Annotated in this window: 18 protein-coding genes; 14 read left to right on the top strand and 4 right to left on the bottom strand. The window is 34.1% G+C overall.

Annotated features, from left to right (window positions below):
• Window positions 1–67: 67 nt before the first annotated feature.
• The 3 genes from iorA to ACKI2W_RS07095 are packed head-to-tail and all read left to right on the top strand — an operon-like array spanning window position 68 to window position 2,869.
• Window positions 68–1,960 carry an indolepyruvate ferredoxin oxidoreductase subunit alpha gene (gene iorA / locus ACKI2W_RS07105; RefSeq protein ID WP_407380628.1) on the top strand — a complete coding sequence of 631 codons (1,893 nt, stop codon included), beginning with the start codon at window positions 68–70 and terminating at the stop codon, window positions 1,958–1,960.
• Complete coding sequence (locus ACKI2W_RS07100; RefSeq protein WP_407380626.1) at window positions 1,957–2,535, top strand: indolepyruvate oxidoreductase subunit beta; 579 nt, start codon at window positions 1,957–1,959, stop codon at window positions 2,533–2,535. The genes iorA and ACKI2W_RS07100 overlap by 4 nt, the downstream gene beginning before the upstream one ends.
• Before the next feature lie 55 nt (window positions 2,536–2,590).
• A complete protein-coding gene (locus ACKI2W_RS07095; protein ID WP_407380624.1) occupies window positions 2,591–2,869 on the top strand; it encodes a hypothetical protein in 279 nt (92 codons plus the stop codon).
• Between the two features lie 60 nt (window positions 2,870–2,929).
• Here ACKI2W_RS07095 and ACKI2W_RS07090 read toward each other — a convergent pair whose 3' ends face one another.
• Both ACKI2W_RS07090 and ACKI2W_RS07085 read right to left on the bottom strand, forming a co-directional pair.
• Window positions 2,930–3,358: an amino acid-binding protein gene (locus ACKI2W_RS07090; protein WP_407380622.1), complete on the bottom strand. Its 429-nt coding sequence runs from the start codon at window positions 3,356–3,358 to the stop codon at window positions 2,930–2,932.
• Between the two features lie 12 nt (window positions 3,359–3,370).
• On the bottom strand, window positions 3,371–4,669 hold the full coding sequence (locus tag ACKI2W_RS07085; protein ID WP_407380620.1) for a phenylacetate--CoA ligase family protein: 1,299 nt from the start codon (window positions 4,667–4,669) through the stop codon (window positions 3,371–3,373).
• Between the two features lie 255 nt (window positions 4,670–4,924).
• Here ACKI2W_RS07085 and ACKI2W_RS07080 point away from each other — a divergent pair, with 255 nt between their 5' ends.
• The 5 genes from ACKI2W_RS07080 (at window position 4,925) to ACKI2W_RS07060 (ending at window position 9,040) form a co-directional block, all read left to right on the top strand.
• Window positions 4,925–6,532 (top strand): sodium:solute symporter, encoded by a 1,608-nt coding sequence (locus ACKI2W_RS07080; protein ID WP_407380618.1) that lies wholly within the window; start codon window positions 4,925–4,927, stop codon window positions 6,530–6,532.
• A complete protein-coding gene (locus tag ACKI2W_RS07075) occupies window positions 6,532–6,645 on the top strand; it encodes a symporter small accessory protein (protein ID WP_342765125.1) in 114 nt (37 codons plus the stop codon). The genes ACKI2W_RS07080 and ACKI2W_RS07075 overlap by 1 nt, the downstream gene beginning before the upstream one ends.
• 64 nt (window positions 6,646–6,709) lie before the next feature.
• Window positions 6,710–7,882: an MFS transporter gene (locus ACKI2W_RS07070; protein ID WP_407380616.1), complete on the top strand. Its 1,173-nt coding sequence runs from the start codon at window positions 6,710–6,712 to the stop codon at window positions 7,880–7,882.
• A gap of 150 nt (window positions 7,883–8,032) precedes the next feature.
• On the top strand, window positions 8,033–8,230 hold the full coding sequence (locus ACKI2W_RS07065; protein ID WP_407380614.1) for a hypothetical protein: 198 nt from the start codon (window positions 8,033–8,035) through the stop codon (window positions 8,228–8,230).
• A gap of 123 nt (window positions 8,231–8,353) precedes the next feature.
• Window positions 8,354–9,040, top strand: a complete 687-nt coding sequence (locus ACKI2W_RS07060) for a carboxymuconolactone decarboxylase family protein (protein ID WP_407380612.1) — start codon at window positions 8,354–8,356, stop codon at window positions 9,038–9,040.
• An 11-nt stretch (window positions 9,041–9,051) separates the two neighbouring features.
• Here ACKI2W_RS07060 and ACKI2W_RS07055 read toward each other — a convergent pair whose 3' ends face one another.
• On the bottom strand, window positions 9,052–9,465 hold the full coding sequence (locus ACKI2W_RS07055; protein WP_407380610.1) for a pyridoxamine 5'-phosphate oxidase family protein: 414 nt from the start codon (window positions 9,463–9,465) through the stop codon (window positions 9,052–9,054).
• 135 nt (window positions 9,466–9,600) lie between these two features.
• On the opposite strand from ACKI2W_RS07055, the gene ACKI2W_RS07050 reads away from it, so the two are divergent.
• A complete protein-coding gene (locus ACKI2W_RS07050; RefSeq protein ID WP_407380608.1) occupies window positions 9,601–11,460 on the top strand; it encodes an Ig-like domain-containing protein in 1,860 nt (619 codons plus the stop codon).
• Here ACKI2W_RS07050 and ACKI2W_RS07045 read toward each other — a convergent pair.
• A complete protein-coding gene (locus ACKI2W_RS07045; protein ID WP_407380606.1) occupies window positions 11,457–11,996 on the bottom strand; it encodes a DNA-3-methyladenine glycosylase I in 540 nt (179 codons plus the stop codon). The two genes, ACKI2W_RS07050 and ACKI2W_RS07045, sit on opposite strands and share 4 nt — an antisense overlap.
• Before the next feature lie 54 nt (window positions 11,997–12,050).
• Here ACKI2W_RS07045 and ACKI2W_RS07040 point away from each other — a divergent pair, with 54 nt between their 5' ends.
• From ACKI2W_RS07040 to ACKI2W_RS07020, 5 genes are all read left to right on the top strand, one after another.
• A complete protein-coding gene (locus tag ACKI2W_RS07040; RefSeq protein ID WP_407380604.1) occupies window positions 12,051–13,193 on the top strand; it encodes an aldo/keto reductase in 1,143 nt (380 codons plus the stop codon).
• Window positions 13,194–13,204: 11 nt separating this feature from the next.
• Complete coding sequence (locus ACKI2W_RS07035) at window positions 13,205–14,983, top strand: FUSC family protein (RefSeq protein ID WP_407380602.1); 1,779 nt, start codon at window positions 13,205–13,207, stop codon at window positions 14,981–14,983.
• Between the two features lie 4 nt (window positions 14,984–14,987).
• Window positions 14,988–15,590, top strand: coding sequence for a hypothetical protein (locus tag ACKI2W_RS07030; RefSeq protein ID WP_407380600.1), 603 nt, complete (start codon window positions 14,988–14,990; stop codon window positions 15,588–15,590).
• Window positions 15,591–15,689: 99 nt separating this feature from the next.
• Window positions 15,690–16,040, top strand: a complete 351-nt coding sequence (locus ACKI2W_RS07025; protein ID WP_407380598.1) for a nascent polypeptide-associated complex protein — start codon at window positions 15,690–15,692, stop codon at window positions 16,038–16,040.
• Between the two features lie 6 nt (window positions 16,041–16,046).
• The gene (locus tag ACKI2W_RS07020) at window positions 16,047–16,787 is read left to right on the top strand and encodes a metallophosphoesterase family protein (RefSeq protein WP_407380596.1); all 741 of its coding nucleotides are present in this window, start codon (window positions 16,047–16,049) and stop codon (window positions 16,785–16,787) included.
• The last annotated feature ends 54 nt before the right edge of the window (window positions 16,788–16,841 follow it).

Genomic DNA, 16,841 nt, shown 5'->3' with positions numbered 1-16,841 from the left:
GAACTTATTATTATAATATAATTATCTATTTATATTATAATTTTAAGATTTTTTGAGGATAAATATAATGAATTTAAAAGAATTAGTTACTGGAAAATCTGGTGAAAAACAGTTTTTGCTTGGAAATGAGGCTGCTGTAAGGGGCGTGATTGAGGCAGGAATATCCATTGCAGCAACTTATCCTGGAACTCCTTCATCAGAAATAGGAAATATATTATCAGTGCTTGCTAAGGATGCAAACATTTATTTTGAGTTTTCAACAAATGAAAAGGTCGCAATGGAAGTTGCAGCAACAGCAGCGGCATCCGGACTTCGTTCATTTACATTCATGAAGCATGTCGGAATGAATGTTGCTAGCGATTCATTCATGACTACGGCATACACTGGTGTCAATGGTGGAATGGTTATTTTAACGGCAGATGATCCTTCATTGTTTTCATCTCAAAATGAGCAGGATACACGTAATTATGCACGCTTGTCAAATGTTCCTGTGCTTGAACCGTCCAATTGTCAGGAAGTTAAGGATATGGTCAAGTATGCATTTGATTTGTCTGAAGAATATGGGTTGCCTGTTATTGTAAGAACAACCACTCGTGTATCTCACATGAGAGGGGTTGTTGAATTTGGAGATATTAATGACAACTCATCAAATAATGATGATCACTGGATGAGGGGTCACTTTGATAAGGACCCTTCAAAATATGTTCCGGTTCCGGCATTTGCAGGCAAAATGCATGAAAGGCTTTGTGCAAAAATCAGCAAAATAAATGATGTAACCAACAAATCCGATTTCAACACTTCACAATCCTTTTCTGACAATAAAAAATATGGAGTAATTTCTTCAGGAAGCGCATATAATTATGCTTATGATGTTATCAAATTCAATGATTTGGATATGGACATATTAAAAATCGGATTTTCTTATCCGTTCCCAGATAAAAAAGTATTTGATTTCATTAAGGATTTGGATGAGGTCTTCATTGTTGAAGAAGTCGATCCGATTATGGAAAAGGAAGTTTTAGCTATTATTGGCCGTGAAAACCTTGATGTTACTGTCCACGGTAAACTGGATGGAACATTGCCTCAATGTTATGAATTCAATTCAGATATTGTAAGCGAAGGATTCGATAAAGTCATGAATTTCATAAATAAACAGGACATCACATTTACTGACAGTCTAAATAAATTAAGTGATGAAATACCATCAAGAGCTCCTGTTCTATGTGCAGGATGTCCTCACAGGGCAATGTATTATGGAATCAATATAGCTATTGAGGAACTGGGCTTAAAACCTTCCGATGTTGTTTTTGCATCAGATATTGGATGTTACACTTTAGGTATCAATCCTCCTTATAATGCTGCGGATTACCTCTTGTCAATGGGATCCAGTGTCGGTGACGGTTGCGGATTTTCAGTTTCAACAGACCAGAAGGTTGCAAGTTTTATTGGGGATTCCACGTTCTTCCACAGCGGTGTTTCTCCGTTAATCAATGCTGTTCACAATAAGCATAATTTTGTTTTGACTGTCCTTGATAACAGGATTACTGCAATGACTGGCGGTCAGCCAAATCCGGGTATTCCTGTGGATGGTATGGGTGATGAAGCGCCTGAAATTTCCATCCGTAAATTGGCCCTTGCCTGTGGCGTTGACTATGTGCGTGTAATCAATCCGTTTAATCTGGAACAGGTTGTCAAAACATATAAGGAAGCTTTCGAAAGAGATGACACTGCAGTAATTATTTCAAAAGCACCATGTACATTGATTAAAGGTTTAACCAAAAAACCTCCAGTTAAATTCATTGAATCCAATTGTAATAATTGTGATAAATGTGTAAATGAACTTGCATGTCCTGCCATTTCAAAAGTTGGCGGAAAAATAGAAATTGACACTTCAATGTGTGATGGATGTGGAGTCTGTATTCAGGTTTGTAAATATGGTGCATTGGAGGTGGGAAAATGAGTTACAGTATTTACATTTGCGGTGTAGGAGGCCAGGGAATCATTAAAACCTCCGTTATCATTGGTGAAGCTGCAATGAACCAGGGTTTGGATGTTGTGATGAGTGAAATTCATGGAATGTCACAAAGAGGAGGATCTGTATCAACTGAACTAAAGATTGGTGATTACAACAGTTCAATCATACCTGACACTACTGCAGATATGCTGCTTTCATTCGAGCCGATTGAAACCATAAGGGGTTTGCATAAGGTAAATAAGGATAGTAAGATTGTTTATAATACTCATCCGATTATTCCGTCTTCCACTAATGATGCCTATCCTAGTGTTGAAAGCATTACGAATTCTTTAAAGGAAAATTTTACTCATGTATTGCCTATTGATGCTACTAAATTGGCTTTGGAAGCGGGAAACGTTTTATCTTTAAATATGGTTCTTTTAGGTGCCGTAACTGCTGATGATAAATTTCCGTTATCAAAAGATTCAGTTATTGAAGCAATGAAAAATAATTTGCATGAAAGGTTCCATGATTTAAATTTAAAAGCTATTGAAAGTGGATACAATTCAATCAAAGGTTAAATATTTAAATATTATTATAATTAAATCTTTAATTAGATAAAAAAGTGGGGATATTATGGCTTACCAAATAGATAATGCTATCGTAAAAAAAGATAGAACCGGAAAATTAACATTGATTGATCCTGAAGGCAATTTTCGAGATGAAGATGCTTTCATTGCAATTAAAAGTGATGATTTGATAACAATTCAACTTTTAATTAACAGTATATTAAATAATGACTTTAAAAGCTGGAGAGAACTTGGTGTAATTCCAGATTCAGAACCAGTTAAAAGTTTGCTTCCACGATTAGGTTATTCCAGGGAAGATATTGCTAAATTATTAAAAGAATTCTAATTCTTTTACTTTTTTTATTATTAATGACGGTTTTTCTAAAAAAATAATGAGAAAAGATAATTAAATCTTTTCAAGTTCTTCTTCAGTGAGTATTTTAGCATCTTTTGCTTCAAATGCTTCAATTGCCTTTTCAGTATTTTCTACTTTTATTGCAACAATAGCTTCTTCAGGTTGGCTGCTGACGAATGCATAAATGTATTCCAGGTTAATGTCTGCGTCATCTAAGATAGCTAAGGTTTTATTCAATCCATTTGGTTTGTCTGGAACTGCAACAACAACAACTTCACTTTCTTTTACAATAAATCCGTCTTCTTCCAACGCTTCAATTGCTTTTTTATTGTCGGATACAATTAATCTTAAAATACCATATTTTGTTGTATCTCCAACAGATAATGCACGAATATTCACGTCTGCTTTAGCTAATGTGTCAATTGCTTTTTTAATTCTTCCTTCTTTGTTTTCGATAAAAACTGAAATTTGTACTGCCATTTTTCCACCTTTTTATAAATTTCTTTCATCGATTACACGAACAGCTTTACCTTCACTTCTAGGGAGTGATTCCGGTTCACATAATGTTACATCCACTCTAAGTCCGGTTTCTGATCTGATTGATGCCTGTATTTGTTTTTCTACTTTTTCCATTTCTTTTACTTCATCTGAGAATAATTCCTTGGAAGCCTCTACTTTAACTTCCACTTCATCTAAGATGTCCGGTCTGGTTACATGTATCATGTAGTTTGGACTTATTCCTTCAATTTTAAGCAATGCTTTTTCAATTTGGGATGGGAATACCATTACACCTTTGATTTTTAACATGTCGTCACTTCTTCCGGTGATTCTGGTCATTCTCACAGTAGTTCTTCCACATTCACATTTATCGGCAATTAATGAAGTTAAATCTTTTGTTCTAAATCTTAAAATAGGCATTCCTGTTTTTGTAAGTGAAGTTAATACGAGTTCTCCGTTTTCTCCATAGTCAAGTGTTTCTCCTGTCTTTGGGTTTATTATTTCAGGATAGAAGTGATCGTCCTGGATGTGCATTCCGTTCTGTTCGCTGCATTCCTGTGCAACACCAGGTCCCATTACTTCGGTCAAACCGTAAATGTTGTATGTTTTGATTCCGAGTGATGCTTCAATTCTTTTTCTCATTTCATCTGTCCACATTTCAGCACCGTGAATTCCTGCTTTTAAATTAATGTCTTCTAGTGGAATTCCTGCTTTTTCACGGGATTCTCCTAAATACATTGCATATGAAGGGGTACAGGTCAATATGTCACTTTGGAAGTCGACCATGGTGTCCAATTGCCTTTGGGTATTTCCTGCTGAAATTGGAATTGTTATTGCACCCATCATGTTTCCTCCGTGGTGAATACCGAATCCTCCGGTAAATAAACCGTATCCGTAGGCGTTTTGAATAATGTATTCTTTTTCAGCACCAGCCATTTTTAATCCACGTGCAATGCATTCTCCCCATATGTCCAAATCGTTTTGGGTATATCCGGTCACTGTAGGTTTTCCGGTTGTACCTGATGATGCGTGGATTTCTACAATTTCATCACGTGGAACTGCAAGCAATCCTAGAGGATATGCTTCTCTTAGGTCACTTTTTGTTGTAAATGGAATTTTTTCAATGTCTTCTAAAGTTTTGATGTCTTCAGGTTTAAGTCCTATTTCATCAAATCTTTTTTTATAGAACTCCACATTTTCATATGCTAGTTTTACGGTTTCCTGCAATCTTTTCAGCTGAAGTTCTTCTTTTTCTTCTTTTGTCATACATTCTGTTTTTTCATCCCAAAACATATTTATCCCTATTTTAAAATTTTTTTAATACGTGTTATATTTTCGTTTTTTATATAATATAAAGCTTTTTTCATTGTCCAAATGTGTACAATACAGTGTCAATCTTTTAAATTCTGATTATATTATTTTTCATCTTTTTTAATAATTGTGTAGTTGTACATTAATGTACATTAATGTATTTTTAATGATAATCTTTAAATAAATTGGATTATATATAATAGATTGCTAATGTAAATTTTATTATGAGGTTTATTTATGGATGTTATGATTTTAACTATTGTATTTATAATCTACATTTTCGCATTAGTTCTTGTAGGTTATTATGCATACAAAAAAACCAATTCCTCTGAAGACTTTATGATAGCTGGTAAAGACACACATCCATTTATTATGGCAATGAGTTATGGTGCTACTTTTATTTCGACGGCAGCTATTGTAGGTTTCGGTGGAGTTGCTGGTCAGTATGGTATGAGTGTTTTATGGTTAGCCTTTTTAAATATTATTATAGGTATATTCGTTGCATTTGTATTTTTAGGAAAAAGAACTCGTAGAATGGGGCATGCTTTAGGCTCTTTAACGTTTCCTGAGTTCTTAGGTAAACGTTTTGATTCCAAATTTATTCACTATGCTTCAGGATTAATTATTTTCTGTGCAATGCCTCTTTATGCAGCTGTTGTATTGATTGGTGCTGCAAGATTTTTAGAATCTTCACTTTTAATTGATTTCAGTATTGCATTGCTTATTTTATCCATTATTATTACATTCTATGTATTATTTGGTGGTATCCGTGGTGTAATGTATACAGATGCATTGCAAGGAACAATCATGGTTATTGCAATGGTGTTCCTGCTTGTATTTGTATATTGGTTGCTTGGCGGAGTCGACACTGCAAACACTGCACTTTCAGGAATGGTGAACTTGTATCCTGCCGAAGCCACGGCAACGGGGGGTACGGGGTGGACGAGCTTCCCGACGTTTGGAACACCATTCTGGTGGTCCTTAGTGTCATCTACCCTTATTGGTGTAGGTATAGGTGTACTTGCCCAACCTTCATTGATTGTAAGGTTCATGACTGTAAAATCAGATAAGGAATTAAACAGATCTGTCCTGATTGGCGGTATTTTCATTGCAATCATGCCAACAACTGCTTACATTGTAGGTTCATTGTCCAATGTCTATTTCTATGACAAGTTAGGTCAGATTGCAGTTGATGTCGTTGGGGGAAACATCGATAAAATCATTCCAACGTTTATCACAATGGCATTGCCTGAATGGTTTGTTTACATCTTCCTGTTATCCCTGATTGCAGCTGCAATGTCAACGATATCTTCACAGCTTCATACTCAGGGTACAGCATTCGGTGTGGACATTTACGGTACAATAAGGGATAAGGCTAAACAGAAATTGGACCAGGTTACCATTTCAAGAATCGGTATATTGATAGCTATTATATTGGCATTGATTATGGCTTTCTCACTTCCTGGAAGTGTAGTTGCTTTAGGAACAAGCCTGTTCTTTGAAATCTGTGCAGCAGCATTCCTGCCTGTATTTTTAGGTGCCTTGTACTGGAAAGGAATTACAAGACTTGGGGCTATTGCAGGTATTTTATCCGGAACCTTTGTAAGTTTGTTCTGGTTGATTTTCGTATTTGCAAAAACCGCAAAAGGTCTCGGAATCTGTATGGCGTTATTGGGTATGGAAACAATATTGCCTGCCGCACCATGGCCGTTCATTGATGTAATGCTGATAGCTGTTCCGATTTCAGCAATATTCACTGTTGTTGTAAGTTTACTTACCAAACCTCCTGCTTCTGAGGTAATTGATGAAGCATTCAAAAACATTGATAATATGGGTGATGCATAATGGTAATTTTAGGAATTGAAGACCCTTGGATTTGGGGAGTATATGTTGGAATTATCTTATCTACGCTCCTATGTATTGTTTATGGTATCGTAAACTGGAATAAAGGAGATTAAATCCTTTATTCATTTTCTATTTTTTAATAAAATATTAATATCAATTCTTTAAATAGTATATTTAATGAATGTTAATCACGATGAAAAGATTTTTACAAAAGCATTTTTTTTAATCTTTCTAGCATTGCTTTTCACAGCTCTTGTAATGTATGCGTTAATGTCTACAGTTACTGAATATGCAACATCAATGGGTTCTACAGCCATGATTGCAGGGCTAGTGTCAGGAGTTTATATTTTCGGCGGACTGATATCAAGAATCTATTCAGGCAATGCCCTTGAAAAAAACAGCTGGAAAAGGATAGCATTAATCTTCATGACAATTCATTTCATTTCATGCTTTTTGTACTTTTTTGTGGATAATGTCTATCTGCTTATTCTTGTCAGATTCATCCATGGTATCGGTTTTGGTGCGTCAGCCAATGCAATAGTCACGATTGCCAGTGTGATACTTCCTCAAAAGCGCTTTGGAGAAGCATTTGGTTATTTCATGCTGGGAACTACAATAGCTGTAGGTCTGGGTCCTTTCATAGGAGGATTTCTTTACGATAATGCCGGTTCATCAGGATGTTTTTTGGCGGCGGCCGTTTTCAGTGGAATTGCATTAACCAGTCTATTTTTCATTGATGTTGATAGTTATCAGCCAAAAAATGCAAATGTTTTAGAAAAGGAAAGCTACGGTATTTTGGAAAAAATCTTTGAATTCAAAGCTATTCCAGTTTCTTTGTTTACTGCATTAACTGCATTAGGTTATGTGTCTGTTTTGTCATTTTATCGCCTTTATGCGGTTGATGTTGGCTTGGTTGAAGCATTTTCATGGTTTTTTATAGTATATTCAATATGTCTTGTTATTTCCAGGCCTTTGGCCGGTAGAATTCAGGACAATTATGGCGACATGATAATTTGTGTAACGGGAATTGTCGCTCAAAGTATCGGTTTGTTTTTAATAGCCATGATTCCTTCAGATATTACTGTTTTTATCTGTGCAATCTGTCTTGCTTTGGGATTCGGAACACTGAACTCAGCATGTACAGCAATTGTTACAAGAAACTCAAGTAAAAATCGTCGTTCCTACTCATTATCCACATTTTTCATTTTTTGTGATGCAACAATGGGATTTGGACCGGCATTGCTTGGATTTTTCGTATCTTCCAGTGCAGGTTATGCTCCGTTGTATTTTGTAGCTTCATTCATAACAATTCTGGCATTGCCTATTTGCATTTATGCATTAAAAAATTAAATTTTTAGGTTTATAAAAACTTTTTTTTAGATATAACTAAATTTTTATCATTATTTTTGGCAAAACTAAATAATTTATAGTTAATTTTAAATATTACTTTTGTTATAATCTATATTTAACAAATAAAGTTTTTTGATAGGAGATGTTATTATGGCTAAGAAAAAAGAAATTGACATTGAAGAAACTGCAATCATTGAGGACAATGAAATTCTGGTTAAAGAAAAACAGACTTGGAAGCTAAACGCTATAGAATCCCTTGCTTATGAAGGTATGAAAGGCCTTTTTGTAGGTGCTTTCATGGTTGGAGATATTTTAGGCTTCAACAAAAAAGAAGACACTGAAGAATAAACTTATTTTATCATCAATGAAAAAGAAAATTAATTTTTTCTTTTTCGCCATTTTTCTACTTTTTTTCTAAAAATATAATATTTGGATTTGATATAATTATAATTAATTTTAGGGGGAATAATTTTGAAGTTAAAGAAAAATGATCCTGATTTTTTTGAGATATTCAATAGCTTTAATAACAGGGAAATATTGGAATATGTCTCAATATCAAAAAGAAGTAGATTTATAGTAACTTTAGCCACTTTAATAACAAATACGTCTAAGGAAAAATATGCAATAGCTGTTCGTGACGCTTTGGAAGTATTAAGTCCGATTGAAATAAAAGAAGTATTGTATCAGTCAGTTGCATATGTTGGTCTTGGAAAAACTTTTGAACTCTTTGAAGTAACAAATGACGTTTTGGCTAAAAATGGTGTTGAACTTCCTTTAGAAAGCATATCAACAGTCAATAAAGAAAATAGACATGAAAAAGGTTTGGAAATTCAAAAAAGATATTTCGGTTCAGATGCAATCCAGTCTATGATTGATAATGCTCCTGAAGGTCAGGAAAGATTCAATGACTTTCTGGCAGGATACTGTTTTGGTGATTTTTACACGAGAGACGCATTATCCGACCAGGACCGTGAGTTAATTACATTCTGCGTACTTGCTACACTGGGCGGTTGTGAAAATCAGCTCAGAGGTCATGTATTCGGTAACTTGAATGTTGGTAATAGTAAAGAGGTATTGATTGATGCATTGACTATTCTTCTGCCGTATATCGGTTTTCCAAGAACACTGAATGCATTGGCGATAATAAATGAATATTAATGCGTAAAGCATTAATATTTAAATTTTAAAGTTTCTTCAACAGCCATCATGTTTCTGAATTCGGCTGTAGCGTCATCTAAATAGAATATTGCCATTTCCCAACCGTTTTCTTCATAAACTTTACCTATTTCCGGCATTATTTCAAAGGCCTTTTCAACAAGTTCTGGGTTAGGGTCTGCTTTTGCGGTACCGTAATACCTTATGAATTTGTCTTTTGCATCGTTAAGTGCAACAATTTCTATTTTTGGGTTGGCTTCAATTTGTTTCCATACTTCCTTAAAGCTGCCTACGCCAAAGTATATTTTGTCGTCAACAAGCATCTGGAAACCTAATGGTCTGCATTTTGCCTGGTCACCGTCTACGCTTGCAAGGAAAAATACTCCTGCATCAGTTAAAAAATCACTTACTTTTTTAATATCGGACATTTTATCACCATGTTATATTCTTAATTTTTGACTTATTAACCTTTTTCATAGTAACATTTATATAACATTAAGTTAAAATTATCTTACATGATATCTAAAAAATATATTATTTTAATTCTATTATTGTCATTTTTCATGATTTCTCAAGTTTCGGCTAATGAGAATGTAAGCGAAATCAATGATAATATTTATGGTGATTTGCAATTCAGGGAATTGTCTCCGGTTTATACCTCTGAAGATGAAAGTTCATATCATGTGGTAGTTGGATATAATATTGATGTTTTTTACTATGGAATAAAAAATGTGGATGAAGAAAATTTATCCGACCCTATATCTATTAATTCAACTGCCAATTTGGCTCCCGATAAAGCTAATCCAGATTTCAAAATAGTCATAATAAACAGGACAGGTGATGGGAATGCAACATTATTGTTAAATTCAAATCCTAACGCTACAGGTTTTATCGTATTTTCATTTTTGGATAATCAAAAATTTAATCTTACCAATGGATATTTAAGCTATGACTTTAATAATTTGGAAAAAGGCAGGTACTCCATTGATTTCTATTATAGTGGTGATGAAACATTTGCAAATGGAACTTATAAAGATATAATATTCAAGATACCTTCATTCAACACGAAGATTCTACCTCAAAAGGAAAATTTAACAGTTTATTATAATAATAATGGAACAAATTTCACAATTACTCTTCTTGATGATTTAAACAGACCTTTAAAAGATAAATCTGTTAAATTCAGAATAAATAAACAGGTTTATACCAGACATACAGACTCCAATGGTCAGGCTACTTTGCCTGTCAAATTGAATGTCGGCACATATCTTATGGAAATGGTTTTCGATGGGTCAGCAACTATTGCGGGATGTTCAAACAATACAACGATAAGTATTTTACCAACATTGGAAACAAATGATTTGGTTAAAATTTATAAAAACGATTCACAGTTTTTGGTTAAAGCTTTTGATAGTGAAGCCAATCTTTTAGTTAACAAAACTGTTCAGTTCAATATTAATGGTGTTTTCTACAACCGCACGACAAATGTCAGCGGCATAGCTAAATTGAACATCAATCTCCACCCTGGGGATTACATCATAACTTCAGAAAATTCTGATGGCGGATTTAAGGTAAGCAATAATGTAACTGTTTTACCTTCTATTTTATCCAATGATCTGGTAAAAATTTATAAGAATGATTCACAATTCATTGTTCATATTATCAGTGGTAATGGAACCCCATTGGCTAATGCAAAGTTACGGATGAATATAAATGGTGTTATGTACAATAGAACTACAGATTCTGATGGAAAAGCCAAATTAAATATTAATTTGATTCCTGGCGATTATATCATCACAGTTGAAAATCTCAACGATGGTTGTGTTGTATGCAATAACATTAAAGTGACTCCTTATCTGTTCACTCAGAATTTAGTCAAATATTATAAGAACGAATCTCAATTTGAAGCCAAGTTGGTTGATGAATCATATAATCCGGTAGCTAATCAGCAGATTACTTTCGATATAAATGGAGTAAAATATGTTAGAACAACCAATTCTCAGGGCATTGCTACATTAAGAATCAATCTGTCTCCGGGATATTATGATATTGTAACCAGCAATAACGAATATGTTGTATCCAATCAGATTAAGGTGTTAAATACAATTTTAATGCCTAAAAACTATGCTAGAGGAGAATATATTGATTGGATGGAAGAAACACCTGAAGCATACATATATTCTGTATATGATTCTTTTAGAGAGTATCCTGTTAAAATTCTGGACGGTAATGGAAATCCTTATGCCAATCAGAGCGTCACATTCAATGTTGATGGAAAAGACTATCTAAGAACAACAAATGCTGATGGAATAGCTTCTGTTGGTGGCATTGAGGTTGATAATAGGTATCATTTAATAAAAACATATTATAATGGATATTTCGTCCAGCAACATGTAAAAATGGTAGTATTATATTATAATTAAAACATAAAACATTCCGGGGTATGATTGTCAATTATGCCGATGGATTCTAAGTATGAATATATTGTAGTTGGACCTACATATTTCATACCTTTTTTCTTTAGATCCTTTGAAATCTTTTCAGACAACTCTGATTTTGTTTTATATTCTGCTTTTATGATTTCACCGTCTGTAAAACCCCAAATATAGTCTGAAAAACTTCCGCATTCCTTTTGAATATCCTTAAATACTTTGGCGTTTGCTATGGTTGCTTCAATTTTACCTCTGTTACGAATAATCTTTTCATTTTCCATCAATTCACTTACTTTCGCATCATCATAATCAATGATTTTATCCAGGTTAAAATTATCGAAAGCTTCTCTAAATGATTCACGTTTTTTCAAGATAGTAATCCATGACAGTCCTGCCTGAAATGATTCCAAAATCAGCATTTCAAATAATATGTCATCATCGTATTTTGGAATTCCCCACTCTTCGTCATGATAGTTTATGTAAATGTCTTCTTTGCCTTCGACCCAGTCGCATCTTTTTCTATTCATAATTATTATTATCGATGAAATCAATAAATAATATTAACTATATTGGGGATTTAAATGAAATACAGAAATTTAGGTAAAACAGGACTTAAAGCAAGTGAGATAGCTTTTGGTGCGGAATGGTTTGTGCAAAGACCATACGATGAAGTTGAAGAGATAGTAAAGCATTGTGAAGCTAATGGAATCAATTTTCTTGACTGCTGGATGAGTGAACCCACTGTCAGGACAAATCTAGGTAAGGCAATCAAAGACACCCGAGACAAATGGATTATTCAGGGACATATCGGATCCACCTGGCAGAACAATCAGTATGTAAGAACCCGTGAAATGGATAAGGTAAAAGAGGCTTTTGAGGATTTCATGGAAAGGTTCCAAATCGAAACACTTGATTTTGGTATGGTTCATTATGTGGATGAGTTGGAAGATTATAATCACATTATGAACGGTGAATTCATTGAATATGTACGTGAACTGAAAGAAAACGGAACCATTAAACATATCGGATTAAGTACTCACAACACGGATATTGCTCTTTTAGCTGCAAGAAATCCTGAAATTGAGTTAATCATGTTCAGTATCAATCCTGCATATGATATGTTTCCTCCAACTGAAGTTATAGAAGACTATTCAGATGAGGATAAATACACTGATTTGGCCGGACTTGACCCGAGAAGGGCTGAGCTTTACCAGTTATGTGAGGATAATGAAATCCCAATCACTGTGATGAAAGGTTATGCAAGCAGCCGTTTATTCAATGAAAATGATTCTCCATTCGGTGTTGCCCTAACTCCGATTCAATGTATTCATTACGCTTTATCTCAAAAAGGTGTGGCAAGCATTTTCGTAGGCATTAATAATGTTGATGAATTGGATGCTGCCTTGGAATATGAAACTGCTTCAGAATCCCAAAAGGAATATAGGGATATTCTGGCCAATGCTCCAAATCATTCCTTCGAAGGGAAATGCATGTATTGCGGACACTGCGCTCCATGTACATCCGGAATTGATGTGGCTATGGTAATTAAACTTTATGATCTGGCGGTTATTCATGATGAGGTTCCCCAAAGTGTTCAGGAGCACTATAATAACTTGACTTATGATGCAACTGAATGTATTGCCTGCGGTGAGTGTGAGGAGAGATGTCCGTTCAATGTCAGAATCGTTGATATAATGTTGGATGCCCAGGATCTATTAAATTAAGTGGTTAAATCATGAAAAGAATGCCCATGAAAATGAAAATAATCATGATAGGATTCATATTGCTTTTCATGTTTTTCTATATGATTGTTTTCGGCAGCAGTAATGCAGTAATCGGCGTCATGATTGCAATGGCGGGATTAATGAATATACGCAATGATTTGTCTTACAAACCCAAATTGTCTTTCATTAAGGTTTTAAGCCTTCTTTTAATATTGGGGATAGTTGCTTATTTGAATAATCCTATAACAATCTTTGGTTGTATTTTGACTTTTGTTGTTGTGTTTGGAACTACAATGACTTCATATCACTTATTCAGCGCCGATGTCTATTTGCCGTATCTGATGTGTTACTTTATGATGATGTCAATACCTGTTTCCTTAAGCGATTTACCGATAAGGCTCTTGTCATTAGCTTTTGGAGCAGTATTTATTGTGGGTATAAACCTTTTAGCTAATCGCAACAAGCAATATAAATTATCAAAACAGACAATTGATTCTTTAACTGATGAAATAAACAATGCTGTTGATTTGAAGCTATCCGGAAAAGAAGTAACTAAAGACAGTTTCAAGACAGCAAACGGATTTTATTCAAGCATTTTTTCCCAATTTGAATATAAGTATTTCTCATCTCCAATTCAGGAATCTGTCTTGAATGTCGTTAAATCATTTCAATATATAGGTTCAATCATTGCCGATTACGATTTGACCAGAAACGAACTGGAATATATCAAAAAGATATTGTCAAATATCGATGATTCCAAATCTTTTGACGTTTTTAAGGATTTTGAAGTCGAAACCAAAGAGATGAATGTTGTTTTGCTTAACTTTGAAAATATCATTGATGAAATCAATAACGCCAATTTAAGCAAGGAAGCTGTTCTTCCGGATAAGGAGTTCATTAAACCGTTAATCATACCTTCAATTAAAAGAAATTTTTCATTCAGATCAGTCAAATTCACATTTGCTTTTAAAATGGCAATTACACTTACATTATGGGAGGTTTTAACATTAGTATTCAATCTTCCTTTCACCAAATGGTTATATTTCGCCACCATTCCATTGATGATGCCATATGTTGATGATTTGGCATATACTGCAAAGTCCCGTCTCAGAGGCACACTGCTTGGCGTATTTGTTTTCGCAATACTCATTTTAATACTGCCTTATTTTTCAATTTCTCCGAATGCAGTGATGTTAATTGTAATGGTTGTCTGTATGATTGGTATGGTCTACTATCTTGAAGATAAACTGATTATGACAATATTTACCACCATAATGTCAGTCATGACTTCATTAATGTATATTACACCGGATTTGGCAATGGAATTGAAACTACTGTGGGTTGGAGTTGCTGTGGTTGTAGTGACTGCAATCAATTTCTGGTTTCTACCGTATTCTGTTGAAAAGGAAACTGAAAACAATTTAAAATTGCGTTTTGGCTTAAATAAACAATCAGTTTATTTGGTTAGAGATAAATGTCTTGGAAATATTTCTTCTAAAAAGACCTCTTTATTAGTTGTAAGCAATATTGTGGGTGAAAATATTGAAGTTACAGATAAAAATGAAGAATTGTTTGATTTGCAAAGAAAAATCACAGATACATGCAACTTTATATTGACTTACCTGGATAAACATCAGATATCAGATTCCCTAAAAGAAAATCTGATTGACATTATCGATAATGGCGGGAAAGTTAATGATAATTTGAATAATAACGATAAGGTTATTTCATATTCCATGAGTCAGGTCATGGAATCAATTCAAAAGGAAAATGAAATGTTTAGGATGTGATGATATGTCTAAAAATATTTGTCCGAAATGTGGTGCCGTAACTGAAGACGGAGATTTCTGCTATCAGTGCGGATTCAAATTCGATAGTAAAAGCTTTTTAAATAAGATTGATGAGAAAATAAGTCTTTCAACTTTGATATTTTCATTCATTGTGCTGGGTTTATTCCTGTTTATAGGTTCGTTTTTCTGGGGTCTTTTTACGTCCAACGGAATGATAGGATTTTCAACTAATGTGTTATTGACGGTTATATTAGCCGTATTTTTCGGAGGAATCGTTATGGGGTACTTCAATTGCATGGATGATTCCTATATAGTTCCCAATTTCCTCACATATTTTGGAGTAATTGCGGCAACAGTTCTTTGCGGTGCAGGCTCACTATTCACTATTACGACGGCTTTTACCTCCGCAATGAGTTCAGTATTTTCATCCTCCCCATTGACTTCAGGATATGCTGATGCGGGTTCTGTAAGCGGCGGTGCGGATGCGAACATTTTTTCAACACTTTTAAGCAATTTTCTATTGGATATTGTAGTAATTATTCTTTTAATTCCTGCAGCATCTTATCTAGGTATTTATTTGGGTTATATTGTTAAAAAGAATCTTTAATCCTTCTTTTTTAATTATTTTTTTCTCTTTTTAAAACAATCTTTTAATACTATTAAAAATATATTTATAAATAATTAGATTATTTTCGAGGATATTATTATGATTCCAGGAATGAACAAAAAACAAATGAAACAGATGGAAAGACAAATGAAAAAAATGGGAATGAAAATGGAAGATCTTAACGGCGTAAAAGAAGTTATCATCCGTTTTGAAGATAAGGAATTAATTATTGACGAGCCTAGCGTTAGCTTAATGAATGTGATGGGTCAGGAAACTTATCAGATTGACGGTAAAGCTCGTGAAGTAGAACTAGAATATGAGATTGAAATTCCTGATGAAGATGTAGAAATGGTGGCTAATCAGGCTAATGTTTCCGAAGATGCTGCAAGACAGGCATTGGAAGAATGCAAAGGAGATTTGGCTGAAGCTATCATGAAATTAAATCAATAGATAATTATGACAGTTATTGTACATATTTCAGATTTACATGTAAGCGACATGGCTTTCAATGAAGATGTTTTCATGAAGGCCGTAAGCGAAATAAATAATTTGCAGCCAGATATGATTATTTTAACTGGAGATATAACAAATAATGGTTATTATATGGAATTCAAGCAGGCAATGAAATATTTAAGCATGTTTGAAGCACCATTATTTGCAGTGCCAGGCAATCATGATTCACGTAACTTGGGTTATCAAAGTTTTGAGGAATTGGTTGGTGAAAGAAGCTGGAAATTAACAAAGGATGATGATTTCACTGTAATTGGTCTTGACAGCAGCTCTCCCGATGAAGATAGGGGTCACATCGGTTTGCCTCAGCATTTATGGATGGAACATCAATTGGATGAATGCGTAATTGATGACCTCTTTTCAATTGTCGCACTGCACCATCACGTTATTCCAATACCGGATACCGGCCGTGAACGCAATGTCCTGTCTGATGCAGGAGATGTTTTAAAAACGTTAACTACTCATGAAGTTGATCTGGTATTGTCCGGACATAAACATGTTCCAAACATTTGGAGGATAAATGAGACTATAATTGTTAATGCAGGTTCTCTTTGCTCTAATAAGTTAAGGGGAAAAATCGGAAACTCCTACAATGTTTATATAATCGATGATGAAACAATTGAGATATTTTTAAATAACGTGGGTGGAGAAAAGTTTTTATTCGGCAAATATCGAAGAAAAGATTAAATATTTATATAACTTAATATAATAAATGATTGAACTAATTTATCAGGTGATATT

This window comes from Methanobrevibacter sp. (assembly GCF_045603845.1).
Taxonomy (GTDB): domain Archaea; phylum Methanobacteriota; class Methanobacteria; order Methanobacteriales; family Methanobacteriaceae; genus Methanocatella.
The sequence above is the reverse complement of the archived record's forward strand: the minus strand, read 5'-3'. Positions and strand labels throughout refer to the sequence as shown.